We start from the raw sequence: 18,639 nt of genomic DNA on the forward strand, positions 1-18,639 counted from the left end.
ACGCACCCGCAGCCGCTGTCCCACCGAAGGGTCCGTGCCGGTGAATCACATGCCCGTTGCGGACGACGCCACGCACCCACCGAGGTCCTACCAGCGCCGCTCCGCACAGGGGCTGCAACGGGCGGATCACCGGCACGGACCCGACCCACCCACCGGACGGACAGCGCAACGACCCGGTCAGCCCCGGGCGACCATCGTCTCGATCCCGGCGACCAGCATCTCCAGCGCGAACGTGAAGTCCCGCTCGCGCATCTCCTCGACCGTGTCACCGCCCCGCGCCTCCATGAGATCGGCGGCGCTCGCGAGGTTGGCGGCGAACTGCGGCTGTTCGCTGATCGTGCTCATGGCCTGCCGGAAGTACTCGTCCTGCGACATCCCCGCCGAGGCGCAGCGCTGGACGAAGTGCCCCTCGATCGTGCCGAAGCCGTAGACGAACTGGAAGACGGCCGAGAGCGCCCCCATCTGCCCGTGCGGCGGCAGCCCGGTGTTGCGGACCACCTGCTGCACACAGAGCGAGAAGGACATCGAGCACGGCCCGATGTTCAGGAAGTTTCCGATGAGCGGCGACACCCAGGGATGGCGTACCAGCAGCGCCCGGTACCCGACCGCGAGCGCGCGCAGTTGCTCCCGCCAGTCCTCGCCCGACTCCGGGTCCGGCAGCCCCAGTTCACCGAAGACGGCGTCGAGGGCGAGTTCGAGCAGGTCGTCCTTGGTGTCGACGTACCAGTACACGGACATCGCGGTGACGTTCAGCTCCGCCGCCAGCCGCCGCATGGAGAACTTCGCCAGCCCCTCCGCGTCCAGCAGCCGCACCGTGGCCTCGGTGATCCGCTGCCGGTCGAGCCCCGACGGCTGGCCACCGCCGCGGGCCGACCCGCCCCGGGACGCCTTGCCCTCCAGCCAGACACTGGTCCGCGCCGGACGCTTGGCCCGGTCGGCTGCCCTCACCATGGCGCACCTTCCTCGGAGCTCGTACCGCGGGACGGTCCGGAATTCCCCGGTCCGCCCTCCCACATGATGCTAAGCGCGTGTTTCGGAGAAACCGCTACGGAGACCGGGCAGCGCCACGCGAAGAGCACCTCGCGAACAGCAGCGCGTGAAGACGCTACGCGGAGACCGCCACCGCGGAGTCTGCCCTCTCCGCCCGCCGCAGCAACGCGGCCGCGAGGAGTCCGCCGAGAAGCACCGCCACCGCACCGACCAACTGGCTGGTCTCCAGACCCGACGAGAACGCGTCCGTGATCCGCTCCCGCTCGTCCCCCGAGCCCGCCGAGGCCAGCGCGGCCGGCAGCGACGTGGCCGCGACCGGAATCAGCGCCGCGAACCGCGAGTTGAGGATCGCGCCGAGCACCGCCACCCCCAGCCCGTTGCCGAACTCGGCGAGCGTGCCGTTGATCCCGGCGCCGACGCCCGCCTTCTCCCGCGGGATCGCGCTCATGATCGCGTGCGCCATGGCGGGGTTGGCCACCGCACAGCCCGCGCCGATGAGCAGCAGCCCGAGCAGCGTGCCGCCGTAGCCGTGCCCGGCGAGCGTCGCGATGGACACGAGTCCGCCCGACATCAGCACCATGCCGAGCGCGATGGACAGGGGCGTGCCGAGCCGGGCCGTCCACTTCGCGGAGAGCCCGGTGAAGTTCAGCGCGACGACGGACAGCGCGAGCGGAGCCGTCCGCAGTCCGGCCTCCAACGGCCCGTACCCGAGGACGAACTGGAGGTGCTGCGTGAGCAGGAACAGCGCACCGCCCATGCCGAAGGTGATGAGCACGGCGCCCGCGACGGCGCCGGTGAAGCGCCGGTCCCGGAAGAAGTGCAGGTCGAGCATGGGGCCGACCGCTCCGCCCCACTGGAAAGCCCCCCAACCAGACCGGTGGCCCGGAGCAGAACCACCCCGGGCCACCGCCCGACCCCCGCAATCGGCCCGCGATCAGCCGTTCCGCTGCGTCAGGTCGTAGAACGTCGCGGACCCCACCGTCACCTTCTTGAAGTTGGCCGTGACCCAGGAGCTGATCTGGGACGACGAGCCGGAGCCACCGCCCGTTCCGCCACCCATGCCACCGCCGGAGATGAAGTAGTGGATCTTCCCTGCCGCCACGTACTTCTTGAACTGGGCCAGGGTCGGAGACGGATCGGTGCCGTTGAAGCCGCCGATGGCCATCACGGGCCTGCCGGTCGCGAGCTGGTAGCTGGCGGAGTTCTGGGAGCCGATGGCCGCGGCGGCCCAGGTGTAGTCGTCCGCGTTCTTCTCCAGCAGCTTCTTGGCCGCGGAGCTGACGTTCGCGCCGTTCAGCAGCCCGCCGGCACCGCCGCCTGCGCCCGTCGGGCCCTCGCCCCGGACCATGCCGCCCGCGCCGGGACCGCCCTGCTGGTTCTGCCCCTGACCGCCTGCGCCGTTGCCGTTCTGGGTGGTGCCGTTGCCGTTCTGGCCCGGCATGCCGCCGCCGGGGAAGCCGCCGGCCGGAGGCTGTCCCGTACCGCCGCCCTGCTGGGTGTTGCCGTTCCCGTTCTGCTGGTTCCGACCCGGCATGCCGCCACCGAAGCCGCCCCGCATGCCACCGCCGCCACGGCCGCCACCGGGACCGCCCATCATGCTCGCGCCGGCGGGACCGGCCGTCACGATGGAACCGGTGTGCCCGGTGTCCACCGTGGAGAGCGTGTACGCGGTCGGACCCGCGACCGAGGCCAGCACGCTCAGCCCCACCGCCGCGAGGGCGAGCGGGCGTCCGATCCGGGTGACGAAGATCAGGCCGAGCGCACCGGCCAGTCCGCCGACCAGGACCAGCCACTTGAGCCAGGGCAGGTAGTCGGGCGTGCGGTTGAGGAGGACGTACCCCCAGGCGGCGGTCGAGGTGACCGCGCCGGCCAGGCTGAGCGAGGCCCAGATCCTGGACCGCTCCTCCCACAGGACCGTCGCGCCCATGCCGACGACGGCGGCGATGTAGGGGGCGAGGGCCACCGTGTAGTACTGGTGGAAGATGCCGGCCATGTAGCTGAAGACGACCGCGGTCATCAGCAGCGCGCCGCCCCAGGCGAGGAACGACCCGCGGGCCAGGTCGGTCCGCCCGGCGCGGGCGGCGGTCCTCTCGCCCGGACGGAACCGGGAGCGGGTGAGCACGAGCCCGGCGACCAGCAGGATCAGCGCGGCGGGCAGCAGCCAGGAGATCTGGCCGCCGATCTCGGAGTTGAACATCCGGTTCCAGCCGGTCTCGCCCCACTGACCGGTCCCGCCGCCTCCGCCACCACCGCCGACGCTGCCGGTCTCGTCGCCGTTGATACGGCCGAGGCCGTTGTAGCCGAAGGTCAGCTCCAGGAAGGAGTTGTTCTGCGAGCCGCCGATGTACGGGCGCGAGGACGCGGGCCACAGCTCCACGATCGCGACCCACCAGCCGCCGGAGACGACCATGGCGAGCGCGGACAGACCGAGCTGCCCGAACCGCTTCTTCAGGGAGACGGGTGCGCAGACCGCGTACACCAGCGCGAGCGGCGGCAGGATCAGGAAGGCCTGGAGGGTCTTGACGAGGAAGGCGAGGCCGACCGCGGCACCCGCCCACACCAGCCACTTGGTCCGGCCGTCCTCGAGACCGCGGATGACGCAGTAGACGGTGACGGTCATGAGCAGCGCGAGCATCGCGTCCGGGTTGTTGAACCGGAACATCAGCGCGGCGACGGGAGTGAGCGCGAGCACCGCGCCCGCGATCAGGCCGGCGGCCGGGCTGAAGCGACGGCGCACGGCCGCGTAGAGGACGCCGACCGTGGCCACGCCCATGAGGACCTCGGGCACGAGGATCGCCCAGGAGCTGAGGCCGAAGATCCGGACCGACAGGGCCATCGGCCACAGCGAGGCCGGGGGCTTGTCGACGGTGATGGCGTTGGCGGAGTCGAGCGAGCCGAAGAAGAAGGCCTTCCAGCTCTGGCTGCCGGCCTGCACGGCCGCGGAGTAGAACGAGTTGGCGTATCCGGAGGCGCTCAGGTTGTACAGGTAGAGGAGCGCGGTGGCGGCCAGCAGGCCGAGGAGGGCGGGTCGCACCCAGCGCGGGTCCTCGGGCCGGCCGCGCCAGAGGCGACGGTGGAACGGCTGCCGGGGCTCACCCGAGCCGGAGCCGGAGGCGAAGCCCGGGCCGGGAGCGGGAGGCGGAGCGCCGGCGGGCAGGCCCGGCTGCTGCGGGGCCGTCGCCGTGGGCGGCTCCCACGAGGGACTCACACCCTGTGGACGGGTCGTGTCGGGCTGAGTGGTCATCGTGCGTTCCTCGGGTCGTGATCGTGCGGGCGCACCGCCTGCAACTGCATGGTCGAGTCCCCCCAGGTGCGGTCCGCGGCCTCACCGGCGCGGAACTGGGTCGTGTCGTACGGGGCTTGGTCGTGCGGGGCTTGGTCGTGCGGGGCTTGGTCGTGCGGAGCGGGGCCGTGCGGGGCCGGTACCTGCGACACCGGGCCGTACGCGGCGGCCGGACGGTGCGAGGCCACGACGTGCGACGTCCGCTCGTCGCGCCGGTCCGGGAAGACCCAGGCCCGGAAGAGCAGGAACCGCAGCACGGTCGCCGCGAGGTTGGCGGCGATCAGTACGGCCAGCTCGGTGGAGTGCGAGGGGTCGCTGCTCGCCGCCTTCAGCGCGGCGAGGGAGCCGCTGGTGAGGACGAGGCCGATACCGAAGACGACCAGGCCCTGCGCCTGGTGGCGGACGGCACCGCCCCGGCCGCGCACCCCGAAGGTCAGTCGCCGGTTGGCGGCCGTGTTGGCGACCGCGGAGACGAGCAGGGCCAGCGCGTTGGCGATCTGTGCCCCGGAGAAGGAGCGGAAGGCGCTGTAGAGCAGCAGGTAGAACAGGGTGGACAGGCCGCCGACGACGCAGAACCCGACGAGCTGGCGAGCCAGGCCGCCCGGCACGTCGGTGAGGTCCCGGTCGCGCGGGTCGTCCCCGAAGGGCCGGGCGAGCCGGTCGAGCGGCAGAGAACCGGTGGCGAGGGCGCGTCCCACCCGCCACACCCCCTTGAGGTCCTCGGTCGCGGTCTTCACGATGTGCACGGTCGAGTCCGGGTCGTCGACCCAGTCGACGGGCACCTCGTGGATGCGCAGTCCGGCCCGCTCGGCGAGCACCAGCATCTCCGTGTCGAAGAACCATCCGGTGTCCTCGACCAGCGGCAGCAGCGCCCGTGCGACATCACGGCGGATCGCCTTGAAGCCGCACTGCGCGTCCGAGAAGCGGGCCTGCAGCGAACCGCGCAGGATCAGGTTGTACGAGCGGCTGATGAACTCCCGCTTGGCGCCGCGCACCACCCGGGAGCTCCGCGACAGCCGGGAGCCGATCGCCAGGTCCGAGTGACCGGAGATCAGCGGCGCGACCAGCGGCAGCAGGGCGTTGAGGTCGGTGGACAGGTCCACGTCCATGTAGGCGAGGACCGGCGCGTCCGACGCCGACCAGACGGCCCGCAGCGCCCGGCCGCGGCCCTTCTGCTCCAGGCGGAAGGACCGGACCTCGGGGATCTCCGCCGCCAGCCGCTCGGCCACCCGGGGGGTGCTGTCCGTGGACGCGTTGTCCGCCACCGTGATGCGGAACGCGTACGGGAACGTGCGCTCCAGGTGCTCGTGCAGTCTGAGCACACATGGCTGGAGGTCCTTCTCCTCGTTGTAGACGGGGATCACTACGTCCAGGACAGGCGTACCGGCGTCTGTGGCCGGGAGGTGCTCCCGCGCCGGCAGATTGCCGGGAGAAGGGTCGGTTCGCATGCGAACGACTCTCGTCAAGCGCCCTGTTGCGCCCATGTGGTGGTGCTGTGCTGTGCCTGTGAGTGCGATGACCACGCCGCTTCGGGGGCGGGCCGCGGCACGGCGGGGCCGAGCGCGGGCAGATGCAGCGTGAACACGGTCCTGCCGGGCACGCTGTCGACGGTCACGGCACCGCCGTGCGCGGTCGCGACCGCCTGCACGATGGCGAGCCCCAGACCGGTGGATCCGGTGGCCCGGGACCGCGCGGAGTCCCCGCGCGCGAACCGTTCGAAGACGTGCGGCAGCAGTTCGGACGAGATGCCCTGGCCGTTGTCCTCGACGTCGATGCACATCCACGGTCCGCGCCGCTGGACGCGGGCCGTGACCGTCGTACCCGGCGGGGTGTGCTTGCGGGCGTTGCCCAGCAGGTTGACCAGCACCTGCTGGATGCGTGCCGCGTCCGCGGCCACCAGGGCCGGTTCGTCGGGCAGGTCGAGTCGCCAGTTGTGGTCCATGCCGGCCGCGCGCGAGTCGCTGATGGTGTCCACCACGAGCGGGACGAGGTCGGTGTGCTCGAACTGGAGGGGGCGGCCCGCGTCCAGGCGGGCGAGCAGCAGGAGGTCCTCGACGAGCAGCGTCATCCGGCCCGCCTCGGATTCGATCCGGCCGAGCGCGTGCCGCGTGTCGGGCCCGACCTGCTCCCGGCCGCGCCGGGTCAGTTCGGCGTAGCCCCGGATGGAGGCGAGGGGGGTGCGCAGCTCATGGCTCGCGTCCGCGACGAACTGCCGTACCCGCGTCTCGCTCTGCTGGCGGGCGTGCAGGGCGCCGTGCACATGGTCGAGCATCCGGTTGAGCGCGGCACCGACCTGGCCGACCTCGGTGTGCGGGTCGGTCTCGGACTCCGGGACACGTTCGCTGAGGTTGACCTCGCCGCTGTGCAGGGGGAGTTCGGAGACGCGGGTGGCGGTGGCGGCGACCTTGCGCAGGGGACGCAGGGCGAGGGTGACGATGGCGGCACCGGCGAGGGAGGCGGCCACCAGACCGGCACCGGTGACGCTGATCTCGACGTAGATCAGCGTGGTGAGGGTGCCGGTGACGTCGCTGGTCGGGACGGCGACGTAGAACTCGCCGTTCCTGCCGTCCTGGTACTGCACGCGGTACTCGCCCAGGCCGGGGACGTCCACGGTGTGGGGGCGCCTGTCTTTCGTGACAGCCGCGAGAACGGCCAGTTGACTCTCGTCGAGCGGGACCGGGTTGGTCTGCTTGACCCCGTTGACCTTCTTCGGCTTGCTGACGATCCCCTGCGTGACGGTGCCGTTCTCGACGATCGCACCGATGGTGTACAGGCCCTGAGGGCCGCGGGTCACGAAGTCGAGGGGGTTCTTGATCACGTCGTCCGGGAGGCGCCCGGGCATGTTTCCGTCGGCCGGGCCTCCGGCTGCCCGCATCGCCGTCTCCCTCAGCTGGTCGTCCAGCTGGTCGTACAGGTGCGAGCGCAGCGCGATCGTGGTGACGGTGCCGATGACCGCGCACACGACGGCGATCAGCGTCACGGACGCGACGACGAGCCGCGTCCGCAGGGTGCGCGGCTGTCCTCGCCTCTTCTGCGTACGCGGCCGTCGTCGTCCGCTCATGACGCGGCGGGCTTGATCAGATAGCCGGCACCGCGCCGGGTGTGGATCATCGGCTCGCGGCCCGCGTCTATCTTGCGCCGCAGGTAGGAGATGTAGAGCTCGACCACGTTGGCCTGGCCGCCGAAGTCGTAGGACCACACCCGGTCGAGGATCTGCGCCTTGCTGAGCACCCGGCGCGGATTGCGCATGAGGAAGCGGAGCAGTTCGAACTCGGTCGCGGTGAGGTGGATGTTCTCGCCCGCCCGCGACACCTCGTGGCTGTCCTCGTCCAGGGTGAGGTCGCCGACCACCAGCACGGAGTCGGAGCGGCGGTCGGCCGCGCCGGAGCGGCGGATCAGTCCGCGCAGCCGCGCCACGACCTCTTCGAGGCTGAACGGCTTGGTGACGTAGTCGTCCCCGCCGGCGGTCAGGCCCGCGATGCGGTCCTCGACCGCGTCCTTCGCGGTGAGGAACAGCACCGGCACGTCGGGCAGTTCGCGGCGCAGCCGGCCCAGGACGGCCAGTCCGTCCATGTCGGGCAGCATCATGTCGAGGACGACGGCGTCGGGCCGGAACTCGCGCGCGGTCTGCACCGCACCCTGTCCGTCGCCCGCGCTGCGGATCTGCCAGCCTTCGTAGCGCAGGGCCATGGACAGCAGCTCGGTGATCGACAACTCGTCGTCCACCACAAGCACTCGGACGGGGCTCCCGTCCGGCCTCAGCAGTTCGGTGCGCCCCTGGGGCGAGGTCGTGGTCATAGCGGACACCTTGCTGGGGGCCGCTGAGAGCATCCTTTCGGGAACCTGTGATTTGTCTGAGAAACCCACAGGTGTCTCTCAGGGAACTCCTGGGAAGATCATCGGCTGTTCCGGGCGGTGCGGTTCACGGGTCGATCGCGAAAAGGCGTGCGCCGTTCTCCCAGCAGACCGCGCGCAGCCACGCGTCGCCCAGTCCGAGCCGGTCCAGGGCGTGCAGCTGATGGGCGTACGGGTAGGGGATGTTGGGGAAGTCGCTGCCCAGCAGCACCTTGTCGCCGAGGCCGGCGAGGCGGTCGCGTGCCCGGTCCGGGAAGGGTGCGAGCCGTTCGGCGAAGTCGGTGAACGCCATGGTCGTGTCGAGCCGCACCTCCTCGTACCGCTCGGCCAGGTCGAGGAAGTCCTCGTACTCCGGCATGCCCATGTGCGCGACGACGAGCCGCAGTCGCGGGTGGCGCGCCAGGACGTCCGCGACCGGGCCGGGTCCGGTGTGCTTGCCGGGCGAGGGTCCGGACCCGCAGTGCATCACGACGGGCACGGCCGCCTCGGCCAGTGCACCCCACGCCGGGTCGAGGAGCGGGTCGCCCGGGTCGTACGCCCCGACCTGCACGTGTGCCTTGAAGACCCGTGCGCCCGCGTCCAACGCCTCCCGTACGTACCTCTCCACGCCCGGCTCGGGGAACAGGGTCGCCGTGTGCAGGCAGTCGGGGGTGCGGCGGGCGAAGCCGACGGCCCAGGAGTTCAGCCACTCGGCCATGCCGGGCTTGTGCGGGTAGAGCATGGCCGTGAAGGCCCGCACTCCGAACGCCCTGATCACCGCGAGCCGTTCGTCCTCGTCCGCGCGATAGGTGATCGGCCACTCGACGCCGCCGGTCAGCGGGCCGAGTCCGTCGAAGTAGTCCCACACCTTGCGCAGCACGCGGTCGGGCATGAAGTGGGTGTGCACGTCGACGAGGCCGGGCAGGCCGAGGCGCCGCCAGAACCGTGTGACGTCGGCGGCGTCGGCCGGGGCGGCGGCGCCGTCGCCGGGGCCGCCTGCCGGGAGTCCGCCGTCGCCGGCCGTGATGTCGCCCGGTGTGCCGTCGCCGGCCCGCCGCCCGCTACCGCCCGGCACGCTCGAACCCGTGGCTGTGCTCGACCTTGGCGATGTGCAGGGTGTAGCGCGTGTACCAGTGGTCGCGGCCGCGCTTCTTCGCCGCCCGGTGCTCCATGTGGTTCCGCCACGCGTCGATGGCCGCCTCGTCGCGGAAGTAGGCGACGGTGACCCCGAGTCCGCCGGGCGTGCGGGCGGCGTCCTCCCCGAGGAAGCCCGGGATCTCCTTCACCAGCTCGCTCAGCCGCTCGCCGGTCTCGTCGTAGCCGTCGTTGTCCTCCGTGCGCACGGAGGTGAACACGACGGCGTAGTAAGGAGGTTCATGTGCGGCGACAGGCGCAACGAAGTGATCGCTCATGTCGCCACTCTCGGGTCGGGCGCCCGGCTCCGTCCAGCGCCTTTCCGTACGGGACCCGAAAGGGATCGAAGTCTTGACCATTCCCCCGCCCGGTCCGCCCCGGAACGTCCCGCCCCTGCCGGATCCGCCCGAGTCCCTCCCCCCCTGGGATCCCGCCCCGCCCCTGGGCTCCCGCTCCGGCGCCGACTTCACCCCCCGTCGACCCCCGCCGCCCCTCGCCGGCTCCGGCTCAGCCGCTCGTCAGAACAGACCGTCCTGCACCCCGTCGTCCTTCACCTCCCTTACGGGAACGCGCAGTCCCGTCTCCCCGTCGGCGGCGGCGGTCAGTTCCCAGCCGGTCATGAGCCGGGTGTCCAGCACGGCGACCCCGCGCTCGGTCGCGAGATGCAGGTCGGGGCCGGCGGCGGCGAGCAGCTCACCGCTCACCACACCCCCGGCGACCAGCCCGCTCACGACGGCTTGCGCGGGCGGCAGCCCCGCGAGCCCGAACACGCCGGTGTGGTCGACGGGCTCGAACGGCAGACGCCGGAGCGACTCGGGCCAGGCGTCGAGCCGCCCCGCCCGCTCGTGCAGATCGCGGATCTCGGCCACCCTCTCCTCGGGCCCCGGCAGCGCCGACCGCACCGCCCGCTTCTCGGCGTACGGAATCCGGTCGGGCACCCTGAGCGCGGCCCGCAGCAGCTCCTCCGAGCGACGTGCGGCCATCAAGGGCCCCTGCCCCAGCCATCCGAACGTGACGGCGCCCTGCTCCCGGAGGCGCGCGGTGCCCCGCTCGACCCTGGTGATCCCCACCTTGACGAGTCCGGGGCCGAACCACGCCAGATACACGTGGTACGGCCGCGGGTCGTCGGCCATCGTGTCCGCGGCCACGGAGTGCGACCGCTCCAGCCGGGCGCACTCCTCGCACCGGGCGTCCGTCCTCCGCCCCGGCACGACCGCCCGCACCGGGCACGCGTGGCCCCGGGCCCCCACGCATGTGCGCGCGGCGCCGTCCGGCACGGCGAACGCCACCCGCCGACCGCGGACCAGCGGGCTCCCCTGCCCACCGCCCCACATCAGCACGGGCCCGTCCGCCGACCACCGCAGACCCGAACATCTCCACACCCGCCGCACACGAACGACAGTAGAGGCCGCCACTGACACCGGCCCCGGCCCGCCCGTCAGAGAGCGGACTCGGTCACGGCCTCACCCGTGTCCGTACCGTCCCGGCCCGCGTCGCCGCTCACCCGCGCGGGGACCCCCGCGGGCCGCCCCCGTCCCGCCAGCCGGCAGCCGAGACACCCCGGGTGTCCCTCCCGCGCGCCGAGGTCCCTGACCCGCCAGCCCCACTCGTCGACGGGCCGACGGCCGGGCGGCTTGCCCCAGCCGGCCAGATGCAGCGCCCACGTGGTCAGCACGCCGATCAGTACGGCCCCCAGCCCGCCCCACAGCCCCAGGGCACTGCCGGTGCAGAGGCCCAGCCCGCTGCCCGTCGCGCCGACGGTGGCGATGGCGAACCCGGTCCATCCCGCGAGCGTGTGCCCCTCGTCCCACTGGCTCATCCGCAACCCCCTCATGCCGTGACGACTAAACTCACACCTACCTCACTACCTAAGCAATTTAGCGCCTAAACCTCTCACGACGTAAGGGAATATCGATGGCTCAGGGCACGCCGCGCCCGCCCGCGACACCGGCCCGGGCCCTCTCCGCGATGGACCACCTGATCGCGACGAGCATGTTCGGCCAGCAGGAGATGGCCCAGCGGCTGAACCTGAACGTCACCGACCTCACGTGCTTCGGGTTCGTCCTGGAGGCGGGCGACGACCTGCTCACGGCGGGCGACCTCGCGGAACGCGCCCATGTCACCACCGGCGCCGTCACCGGCATCCTCAACCGCCTCGAACGTGCCGGCTACGTCGCCCGCCGCCCCGACCCCGCCGACCGCCGCCGCGTCCGCATCGCCGCACAGCCCGACGCCGTCGCCCGCGTCACGGCGCTCTACGAGCCGTACTACACCCGCCTGAACGCGCTCCTCGCCGAGTACACCCCCGACGAACTGTCCCTGCTCGACGACCTGTTCACCCGCACCGGCGCGCTGATGAGCGACTACCTGGAAGAGCTGCGCGAGCCGAACGGCTGACGGCTTCTACGACGACAGCGGCCACAGCGGCGGTCCGTACCGCCCGGGGCGCTCCTCGGCCAGGAGCCGCCGGAGCTCGTCGTGCCGCGCGCCGCCGAGGCCCAGAACCTCGGCGAGACGGCCGAACGTCGCGTGCGTGACCCCCCGGTCACGCGCCTGCTCCTCGAACCGGTCCAGCCGGTCGAGCAGGACGCGCGCATCGAGCTCCCCCGCCGGCTCCTCGCCGAGCCGTGCGGCGTTCTCCCGCTCACGGTCGATCTCCGAGAAACCGCAGATCTCCCGGCTGCTCGCCTCGACCTCGCGCAGGGTCTCCGTCTCCATGATCGCGCTGCCCAGCCGGCTGCGGGCGAGGGCGGCGTCCAGGTCCACCTCATGGACCGTCGGGCCCTCGTCGGTGAGGGGCACGGCGCGCCCGGCTCCCGCCGCCTCGCAGACGCCGCGCACTCCGCGGGCGGTCGCCGCGAGCATCGCGGCCGCTTCGGAGGGGTGCCATTCCAGGACCGTGCCGACCGCCTCGACGTCCTCGGCCGTGAAGGTATGGACGACAGGACCGAGCAGGTCGCGCAGCTCATCGGGCGGAAGTTCGCCGTCCAGCCCGGGGCCCGCCACCAGGAGCCGTACGGACGCGTTCACCTGGCAGCACGCCGCGAGGGTCAGCGCGTCGGCGAGGGGACTCTGCAGCGTCGGCTCGTCGCCACGGGCGAGGATGTCCCCGCCGACGTCCAGAAGGTCGATCGAGGCCGGCTCCAAATGGCTGATCAGCTCTTCGACTTGGCGGGTGATGCCCTCGGCGCCGTGCTCCGGGTCGATCAGCGCGAACGTCTGCGGGAGCGCGGCCGCCAGGCGCGGCAGCGTGGAACCCGCCGGGGCGATCGGGCGGGCCCCGCCCGGCACGGTCCGGACCGCCGGGGTGAGCCGTTCGAGGCCGGTGAAGCGGTCCGGCCCGCGGGGGCCCGGCACCGCGTCGCTCAGCAGGCGGTCCCAGGCGTACGTGAGGATCACCGCCCGGTCCCCGTCGCCGTGCAGAGCGCCGTCGAGCATCGCGGCGGCCACGGCGTCACCCCCGCCTCCCGCTGCGACGATCAGCCTCGTCATGACTTCAGCCTACGAGCAGTGCGGCCCGGCCTCCACGGCTCGGCGCCCCCCGTCCGGGGACCCACACCGGCACTCCCCGGGGCACACCGGCGCTGCCGGGTCCGTACCCGCGCTCCGTATTCCGGGCGCCGCGGTCTCGGCGGTTCCCGTCGCGCTCTCCTGCCGGTCCGCGCGCTTTCCGGCCGGCCCGCCGCGCGACGGATCACCGAAACGCAAGAGGCCCCGGATCTCTCCGGGGCCTCTTGCTCATGTGCACTCGGCAGGATTCGAACCTGCAACCTTCTGATCCGTAGTCAGATGCTCTATCCGTTAAGCTACGAGTGCTTGTTCTGTTGTGCTTTCGCCTCCGCTCCCCGGCCTTTCGGCCCGCTCGCGGCGACAGGAAGAACATTACATGACTGCCGCCGCCATGTGAAATCCGTTTGCCGCACCCCTTGTGAGCTGGGCAAATGCCCTTCCGGGCCGTTTCGCCGGCACGCCGGGGCCATGGTCCGGGACGCATGAACGCCGAAGCCCCGGTCCAACTGGACCGGGGCTTCGGATCTTGAGGCGGAGGCGGAGGGATTTGAACCCTCGATGGGCTTTAAGGCCCAAACCGCATTAGCAGTGCGGCGCCATAGACCGGACTAGGCGACGCCTCCCGCACAGCCGCCCGCGCGAGCGCGAGTGGTGCGTGCAGATGATGACACAGTCGAGCGCGGTGTCACCAATCGCCCCCCACGGTACTAGGCAGGCAGGCCGCAGAGCAAAGCCCGTATGACGTGGACACGGGTGTCGCGGCGAAGAACCCGGCGGGGCCGGGAACGGACACCCGGGAGGGGCGGCCGCGGACGTCTGTCGGCCGCATGACCGGATCGGCGCGCAACCGTGCGGGGCGCCCCGCGTTAGACAGTGCATGCTCCACCGAATCGTTCTCACCGCCGCCGCGTCCGCCGCCGCGCTCTCCACCGCACCGGCCGCTTCCGCCGCCGTGCCGGCCGTGCCCACGGTGCTCACCGTGTCCGCCGTGCCGGCCGCCACGTCCGCGCCGGGCCCGGCCTCGCACGGCACGCCGGTCCACGCGCGGCCGGTCCTCATGCCCCCGCCCGCCCGGGAGGAGGACTCCGGGGACCGGCTGACCGTGACCGTCCACGGCGCCGGCGGCGACGCGGACGGCAGGTACGAACTGCGGTGCCACCCCAACGGCGGCAGCCACCCGGACGCGGCCGAGGCCTGCGCCGAGCTGGACCGGAACACCACGTGGGGCAAGGACCCCTTCGCCCCCGTGCGGCCCGGGACGATGTGCACGATGCTGTACGGCGGTCCCGCCACCGCGCATGTCACCGGGACCTGGGCCGGGCGCCCCGTGGACGCGCGCTTCGACCGCACGGACGGCTGCGAGATCGGGCGCTGGGACGGTCTCGTACCGTTGCTGCCCAGCCTGGGGCCCTAGCCGGAACCACGGTCCGGCGTCCGCCGGACCCACGGCCGGTCCGGGCGGGCGAGGGACGACCGGACCCCGAACCGGAGCGGGAGCGCCGGTGGAGTGGGACGAAATGCGTGGTCACAGGTTCTACGTCTCTTCTGCGTCCGTTCTGCGTGCGACCTCCCTCTCATCCGGCGTCGCGAGCGCAACCACTGCCCGTAGACTCCCTCGCGTGACACGCTGCGGGCCGGTTGGCAAGATGGCATCCGCGGTCGGCAAGGTGCGGTAACAGGGAGGAAGCGTCTCGTGAGCAGCAGGCCATCCCGAGGCGCTGCTCGCCTCGCAGCCATACTGGACGCGCTGCCCGATGCGTTGGTGCTGGTCAACGCAAATGGGACCGTCGTCAACGCCAACACCATCGCCCTGGAGGCCTTCGAGGCCCCGGGCACGGCTCTGGTGGGCCGCGGACTCCTCGACCTGCTGCCGCAGTTCGACTCCCGGCTGATCCCCGGCTCGATGCGGCGGCCCGACACCATCGACCAGAGCGGGCGGACCAAGCCGACCAGGATGATCGCGCGGCGGACCGACGGGAGCGAGTTCCCGGTCGAAGTCACCAGTGCGAATCTGGAGAACGGCCAGCAGGCCTACGACAGCTACGGCTACACCGCCGACGAGCTGCTCATGCTGGTGGTCCGCGATCTGTCCGGCACGGTCGACACCGAGGCCGAACTCGCGCGTTCGCAACGGCAGACCGAGATGATCCTGCGGGCCGCGGCCGAGGGCGTGGTCGGCACCGACACCGACGGCCGGGTCGTCCTCGTCAACCCGGCCGCCGCCCAGATCCTCGGATACCGGGCCAGCGACCTCGGCGGCCAGGACCTGCACGCCCTCATCCTCCACTCGCGCGCCGACGGCGAGAGCTTCCCGTACGAGGAGTCCCCGCTCGCCGACACCCTGCGCTCCGGGCGCAAGCACCGGGTGCGCGGGCAGGTGCTGTGGTCGAAGTCCGGGGACAAGGTGCCCGTCGACCTGACGACCGCTCCGGTGCGCGACGGCGACCAGCTTGTCGGCGCCGTCATGACCTTCACCGACCGGCGGCCGTACGACACGCTCGCCGAGGAGAAGGACGCCGAGGCCACCCGGCACGCCGAGGAGCTCGGGCGGCACGCCGAGGAGCACGCCGAGGAGCTCGGGGCACTGCGCGAGCAGCACGCCGCCGAGCTGGCCGAGCAGCAGGAGCGGCACGCGGAGGAACTGGCCGCGGGCGACGAGCGCTACGCCGCGCTCGGCGAGCGCGAGAAGGACCGGTACGAGGCGCTGGCCGCCCGCCACGAGCAGCTGCTCGCCGTGCTCGGCCAGTCCCTGCGCGGCCCCCTGGACCAGCTGCGCGGCGAACTGTCCAAGCTCGCCGCCGACGACGCCGGCCAATTGTGGCCGGAGGCCAACCAGGTCCTGCACCACCTCGCCGCGGGCTACTCGCGGATCACGACGCTCGTCGACAACGTGCTCGGCTACCAGCGGCTCGACTCCGGGGCCGAGGAGGTCGCCCGTACGAAGGTGATGCTCGACGCGGTCGTCGCGGCCGGGGTCGAGGGTGCCGTGGACCTGATCGGGCCCGGCCGCGTCCAGTTCGCCGTGCACGCGCCGCCCATCGAGGCGGAGGTCGACCCGACCCGGCTGGCGAACGCCCTCGCGCACCTCATCGCCGACGTGGCCGGGGTCGACGCGACGGGCAACGCGCCCGTGTCGGCGGGCGGTTACATGGACAACACCGTCGTGGTCGCGGCGGCGCAGCGTGGTGAGGTCGTCCGCATCGAGGTGCGCGGCCCGTACGCCGGGGGAGACCCGGTGCACGAGCCGATCGTCCGCGGCATCGTCCGCGCCCACGGTGGCGTGCTCCAGACGCACGAGGTGCCGGGGATGAGCGGCAGCGCGTTCGTCCTGGAGGTGCCGATCGGCGGTGGCGCGGGGGCGGTTCCGGCCGGGCGGGCCGCGGACGCGCCCGGCGCCGAGGTCGCCATTCCCGAGCAGGCAGCGCCCCAGGGCGGTGGCAGGCGGCGGGCCCGGCGGTCCTCCGTGGACGCCTTCCTGGAGAGCGAGGTGGCGGCGGGGTCCGCACCCGCGGCCGAGGCCGGTGATTCCGCGCCCACCGGTCGTCGCCGCCGGCGTACGGCCGAGGAGCAGGAGGCCGGCGAGGTGTCCGTTCCCGCGCAGGGGACGGCGGTCGAGGGCCCCGGTGACGCCGGTGCGGCCGGTTCCGGCGGCACCGGCCGGCGACGCGGCCGGCCGAGTCCCGTCGAGGGCACGGGCCCGGGCGCCACGGACGACGTCTCGGAGGGCGCGGTCGTGACCGCTGCCGAGCACGCGGCGGGGACCGCCGCCGCGGGCACGGGGCTGGGCGGGACGGTGCCTCCGCAGGGTGTGCCCGTGCCCTCAGGGCGGCGCGCGCGCCGGGACGGCGAACAGCACGCGCTTCCCGCGGCGTTGCCCGCGGCACCGAGCGCGCCCGACGCTGCGGCCGCGCAGGAGCCGGCCGCCACGGCCGCGGACGCGGCGCAGCCGACCGGGCGGCGCCGTCGTGCGCTGGCCGCCGCGGCCGAGCGTGCCGCGACCCAGGACGCGGGCGCCCGTACGGTGTTCGCGCTGCCGCCCGCGGAGGCGGACCGCTCTCCCGAGTACGTCCAGGCCGAGGCCCAGGCGCAGGCGCAGTACGCCGCGAGCGTCGCCGCCGGCCGCGCACAGGCCGACGACGGCCGTCATGACGTGATGGCGCACGACCCTGCCGACGATCACACGCCGCCGCAGCCGCACCCCGTCTCCGCGCCCACCGGCCGGCGTCGGGCCCGTTCGGCCGGTGACCGGCCGGAGCCGACGGGGACCCCGGCGCAGGGAGGTCCGGCCCAGGTGGCTCCCGGGCAGGCCGTGCCGGTGCCGGGTGTTCCCGCGCAGGGCGTTCCCGGGGCGGTGGCTGCCGACGCCGCCGGGCAGCCGGTTCCCGCACAGATGCCGCAGACCGCTGCCGCCCAGGCCACTCCCGCCGCGGGCACTCCGGCCGGGGGTACCGCAGCGCGGCCGCAGCCCGCCACCGCGGTGCAGGCCGCTGCCCCGCCGGCGTGGCCCGACGCGCACTCCGACGACGCCGCGGGCACTCCGGCCGGCGGCACCCCGGTGCCGCCCGCGTCCGAGGCGCTCCCCGCGCCGGACGCGGCCCGTGCGACCCCCGCCGCGGGTACCCCGCTGCCTCCTGAGCGCCCGGTCCAGCCGCGCGCCGCCCAGCCGCTGCCCGCCGAGGCCGCGGCACCGGTCGACCCCAACTCGACGCAGGGCCGCGCCATAAGCGTGCGCACGCTCGGTCAGGGCGTCCCGTTCACCCGGCAGCCCGCCCCGAGCCGGCCGGGCGCCCAGGCGCCGGCGCCGTCCCAGACGGCCACGCCGCCCCCGCACCAGACCAACGGCTCGGGTCGCCGCCGCAAGCTCGGCACACCGCCCGAGCCCGCCGCGGAGCGTCCGGAGACGGGCGCACGGCCGCACCCGCAGGGCGGCCAGGGCCCGGCGGCCCGACGGCCGGGAGCCACCGAGGGTGCCGGACGGTCGTACGCCATAGGAGCACCGGACGAGAACGCCGACGAGGGCCCCGAGCCGCTCGACGGCCCGGGCGGTGCGGTCGAGATCGCCGACCCGCCGCAGCCGCGGCCGATGGACGACGAACTGCCCCCGGAGCCGCTGGACAACCCGCGCCGGCTGCTCGTGTGGCCCGCACCCGACGTCACCACGCAGCAGGCGCTGAGCGACCGCGGCTACCGGCCCGTCGTCGTGCACTCCCGGGAGGAGGTCGACGCGCAGATCGCCGCCTTCCCGGCCGCGCTCTTCGTGGACCCGCTGACCGGACCGATCACGCGGACGGCGTTGCAGTCGCTGCGTCAGGCGGCCGTCGCCGCCGAGGTGCCCGTCCTCGTGACGGCCGGGCTCGGCCAGGCGACGCGCGAGGCGGCCTACGGCGCCGATCCCGCCGTGCTCCTCAAGGCGTTGGCCCCCCGGGACTCCGATCAGCACCCGCCGCGCGTGCTGCTGATCGAGGAGCACGCGGAGATAGCGCTGGCGCTGACCGCGACGCTGGAGCGGCGCGGCATGCAGGTCGCCCGGGCGTCGACGGACGCGGACGCCGTCACGCTGGCCTCGCAGATGCGGCCGAACCTCGTGGTGATGGACCTGATGCAGGTACAGCGGCGACGCGCCGGGATCATCGACTGGCTGCGCGCCAACGGCCAGTTGAACCGCACTCCGCTCGTCGTCTACACCGCCGCCTTCGACCAGGCCGAACTGCCGCGCCTGGCCGCGGGCGAGACGGTGCTGTTCCTCGCCGAGCGCTCGACGAGCGCGGAGGTGCAGGACCGGATCGTCGAGCTCCTCGCGAAGATCGGCACCAACTGACCTTCCGGCGGCCCGCACCGACGGGCCGCCGCGCCGGCCAGGACAGACCCGGGCCGGGACACGACGCAGG

General features: G+C 73.3%; 13 protein-coding genes, 2 tRNA genes and 1 pseudogene. 3 read left to right on the forward strand and 13 right to left on the reverse strand.

Translation table 11 applies throughout. The features are described from left to right. Nucleotides 1–177: 177 nt before the first annotated feature. The 10 genes and pseudogenes from ACZ4IF_RS10050 to ACZ4IF_RS10095 form a co-directional block, all read right to left on the reverse strand. The gene (locus ACZ4IF_RS10050) at nucleotides 178–951 is read right to left on the reverse strand and encodes a TetR/AcrR family transcriptional regulator (protein ID WP_467561283.1); all 774 of its coding nucleotides are present in this window, start codon (nucleotides 949–951) and stop codon (nucleotides 178–180) included. 154 nt (nucleotides 952–1,105) lie between these two features. Continuing rightward, nucleotides 1,106–1,825: pseudogene (locus tag ACZ4IF_RS10055) on the reverse strand (MFS transporter); the annotation flags it as partial. Between the two features lie 99 nt (nucleotides 1,826–1,924). Next, the gene (locus ACZ4IF_RS10060; protein ID WP_467561285.1) at nucleotides 1,925–4,234 is read right to left on the reverse strand and encodes an ArnT family glycosyltransferase; all 2,310 of its coding nucleotides are present in this window, start codon (nucleotides 4,232–4,234) and stop codon (nucleotides 1,925–1,927) included. Then, a complete protein-coding gene (locus tag ACZ4IF_RS10065) occupies nucleotides 4,231–5,721 on the reverse strand; it encodes a bifunctional glycosyltransferase family 2/GtrA family protein (protein WP_467561287.1) in 1,491 nt (496 codons plus the stop codon). The genes ACZ4IF_RS10060 and ACZ4IF_RS10065 overlap by 4 nt, the downstream gene beginning before the upstream one ends. 14 nt (nucleotides 5,722–5,735) lie before the next feature. Beyond that, complete coding sequence (locus tag ACZ4IF_RS10070) at nucleotides 5,736–7,334, reverse strand: sensor histidine kinase (RefSeq protein WP_467561289.1); 1,599 nt, start codon at nucleotides 7,332–7,334, stop codon at nucleotides 5,736–5,738. Continuing rightward, nucleotides 7,331–8,071, reverse strand: coding sequence for a response regulator transcription factor (locus ACZ4IF_RS10075; RefSeq protein ID WP_179332490.1), 741 nt, complete (start codon nucleotides 8,069–8,071; stop codon nucleotides 7,331–7,333). The genes ACZ4IF_RS10070 and ACZ4IF_RS10075 overlap by 4 nt, the downstream gene beginning before the upstream one ends. A gap of 124 nt (nucleotides 8,072–8,195) precedes the next feature. Continuing rightward, on the reverse strand, nucleotides 8,196–9,032 hold the full coding sequence (locus tag ACZ4IF_RS10080; RefSeq protein ID WP_467561770.1) for an amidohydrolase family protein: 837 nt from the start codon (nucleotides 9,030–9,032) through the stop codon (nucleotides 8,196–8,198). 136 nt (nucleotides 9,033–9,168) lie between these two features. Beyond that, entirely contained in the window at nucleotides 9,169–9,519 is a 351-nt protein-coding gene (locus tag ACZ4IF_RS10085) for an antibiotic biosynthesis monooxygenase family protein (RefSeq protein ID WP_426677152.1), read from the reverse strand. 240 nt (nucleotides 9,520–9,759) lie between these two features. Further along, entirely contained in the window at nucleotides 9,760–10,632 is an 873-nt protein-coding gene (locus ACZ4IF_RS10090) for a DUF2797 domain-containing protein (protein WP_467561291.1), read from the reverse strand. A gap of 47 nt (nucleotides 10,633–10,679) precedes the next feature. Next, on the reverse strand, nucleotides 10,680–11,060 hold the full coding sequence (locus ACZ4IF_RS10095; RefSeq protein ID WP_467561293.1) for an HGxxPAAW family protein: 381 nt from the start codon (nucleotides 11,058–11,060) through the stop codon (nucleotides 10,680–10,682). A 95-nt stretch (nucleotides 11,061–11,155) separates the two neighbouring features. On the opposite strand from ACZ4IF_RS10095, the gene ACZ4IF_RS10100 reads away from it, so the two are divergent. Further along, nucleotides 11,156–11,638, forward strand: a complete 483-nt coding sequence (locus ACZ4IF_RS10100) for a MarR family winged helix-turn-helix transcriptional regulator (RefSeq protein WP_467561295.1) — start codon at nucleotides 11,156–11,158, stop codon at nucleotides 11,636–11,638. A 6-nt stretch (nucleotides 11,639–11,644) separates the two neighbouring features. Here ACZ4IF_RS10100 and ACZ4IF_RS10105 read toward each other — a convergent pair whose 3' ends face one another. The 3 genes from ACZ4IF_RS10105 to ACZ4IF_RS10115 all read right to left on the reverse strand — a co-directional run bounded on the left by ACZ4IF_RS10105 (nucleotide 11,645) and on the right by ACZ4IF_RS10115 (nucleotide 13,374). Further along, nucleotides 11,645–12,733: a DUF1152 domain-containing protein gene (locus ACZ4IF_RS10105; RefSeq protein ID WP_467561297.1), complete on the reverse strand. Its 1,089-nt coding sequence runs from the start codon at nucleotides 12,731–12,733 to the stop codon at nucleotides 11,645–11,647. Nucleotides 12,734–12,984: 251 nt separating this feature from the next. Continuing rightward, nucleotides 12,985–13,057, reverse strand: a tRNA-Arg gene (locus ACZ4IF_RS10110). Nucleotides 13,058–13,283: 226 nt separating this feature from the next. Beyond that, nucleotides 13,284–13,374, reverse strand: a tRNA-Ser gene (locus ACZ4IF_RS10115). A gap of 254 nt (nucleotides 13,375–13,628) precedes the next feature. Between ACZ4IF_RS10115 and ACZ4IF_RS10120 the strand changes: the two genes are divergently transcribed. Beyond that, nucleotides 13,629–14,165 carry an SSI family serine proteinase inhibitor gene (locus ACZ4IF_RS10120; RefSeq protein WP_467561299.1) on the forward strand — a complete coding sequence of 179 codons (537 nt, stop codon included), beginning with the start codon at nucleotides 13,629–13,631 and terminating at the stop codon, nucleotides 14,163–14,165. 279 nt (nucleotides 14,166–14,444) lie between these two features. Continuing rightward, entirely contained in the window at nucleotides 14,445–18,569 is a 4,125-nt protein-coding gene (locus tag ACZ4IF_RS10125; protein ID WP_467561301.1) for a hybrid sensor histidine kinase/response regulator, read from the forward strand. Nucleotides 18,570–18,639: the final 70 nt, after the last annotated feature.

It is taken from the genome of Streptomyces sp. NPDC025784 (assembly GCF_055558435.1).

Excerpts from the sequence above, each read along its gene's own strand:
- ACZ4IF_RS10100 (WP_467561295.1), top strand. The coding sequence starts at position 11,156 with ATGGCTCAGGGCACGCCGCGCCCGCCCGCGACACCGGCCCGGGCCCTC.
- ACZ4IF_RS10085 (WP_426677152.1), bottom strand. The coding sequence starts at position 9,519 with ATGAGCGATCACTTCGTTGCGCCTGTCGCCGCACATGAACCTCCTTAC.
- ACZ4IF_RS10060 (WP_467561285.1), bottom strand. The coding sequence starts at position 4,234 with ATGACCACTCAGCCCGACACGACCCGTCCACAGGGTGTGAGTCCCTCG.
- ACZ4IF_RS10095 (WP_467561293.1), bottom strand. The coding sequence starts at position 11,060 with ATGAGCCAGTGGGACGAGGGGCACACGCTCGCGGGATGGACCGGGTTC.
- ACZ4IF_RS10070 (WP_467561289.1), bottom strand. The coding sequence starts at position 7,334 with ATGAGCGGACGACGACGGCCGCGTACGCAGAAGAGGCGAGGACAGCCG.
- ACZ4IF_RS10075 (WP_179332490.1), bottom strand. The coding sequence starts at position 8,071 with ATGACCACGACCTCGCCCCAGGGGCGCACCGAACTGCTGAGGCCGGAC.
- ACZ4IF_RS10065 (WP_467561287.1), bottom strand. The coding sequence starts at position 5,721 with ATGCGAACCGACCCTTCTCCCGGCAATCTGCCGGCGCGGGAGCACCTC.
- ACZ4IF_RS10105 (WP_467561297.1), bottom strand. The coding sequence starts at position 12,733 with ATGACGAGGCTGATCGTCGCAGCGGGAGGCGGGGGTGACGCCGTGGCC.
- ACZ4IF_RS10120 (WP_467561299.1), top strand. The coding sequence starts at position 13,629 with ATGCTCCACCGAATCGTTCTCACCGCCGCCGCGTCCGCCGCCGCGCTC.
- ACZ4IF_RS10050 (WP_467561283.1), bottom strand. The coding sequence starts at position 951 with ATGGTGAGGGCAGCCGACCGGGCCAAGCGTCCGGCGCGGACCAGTGTC.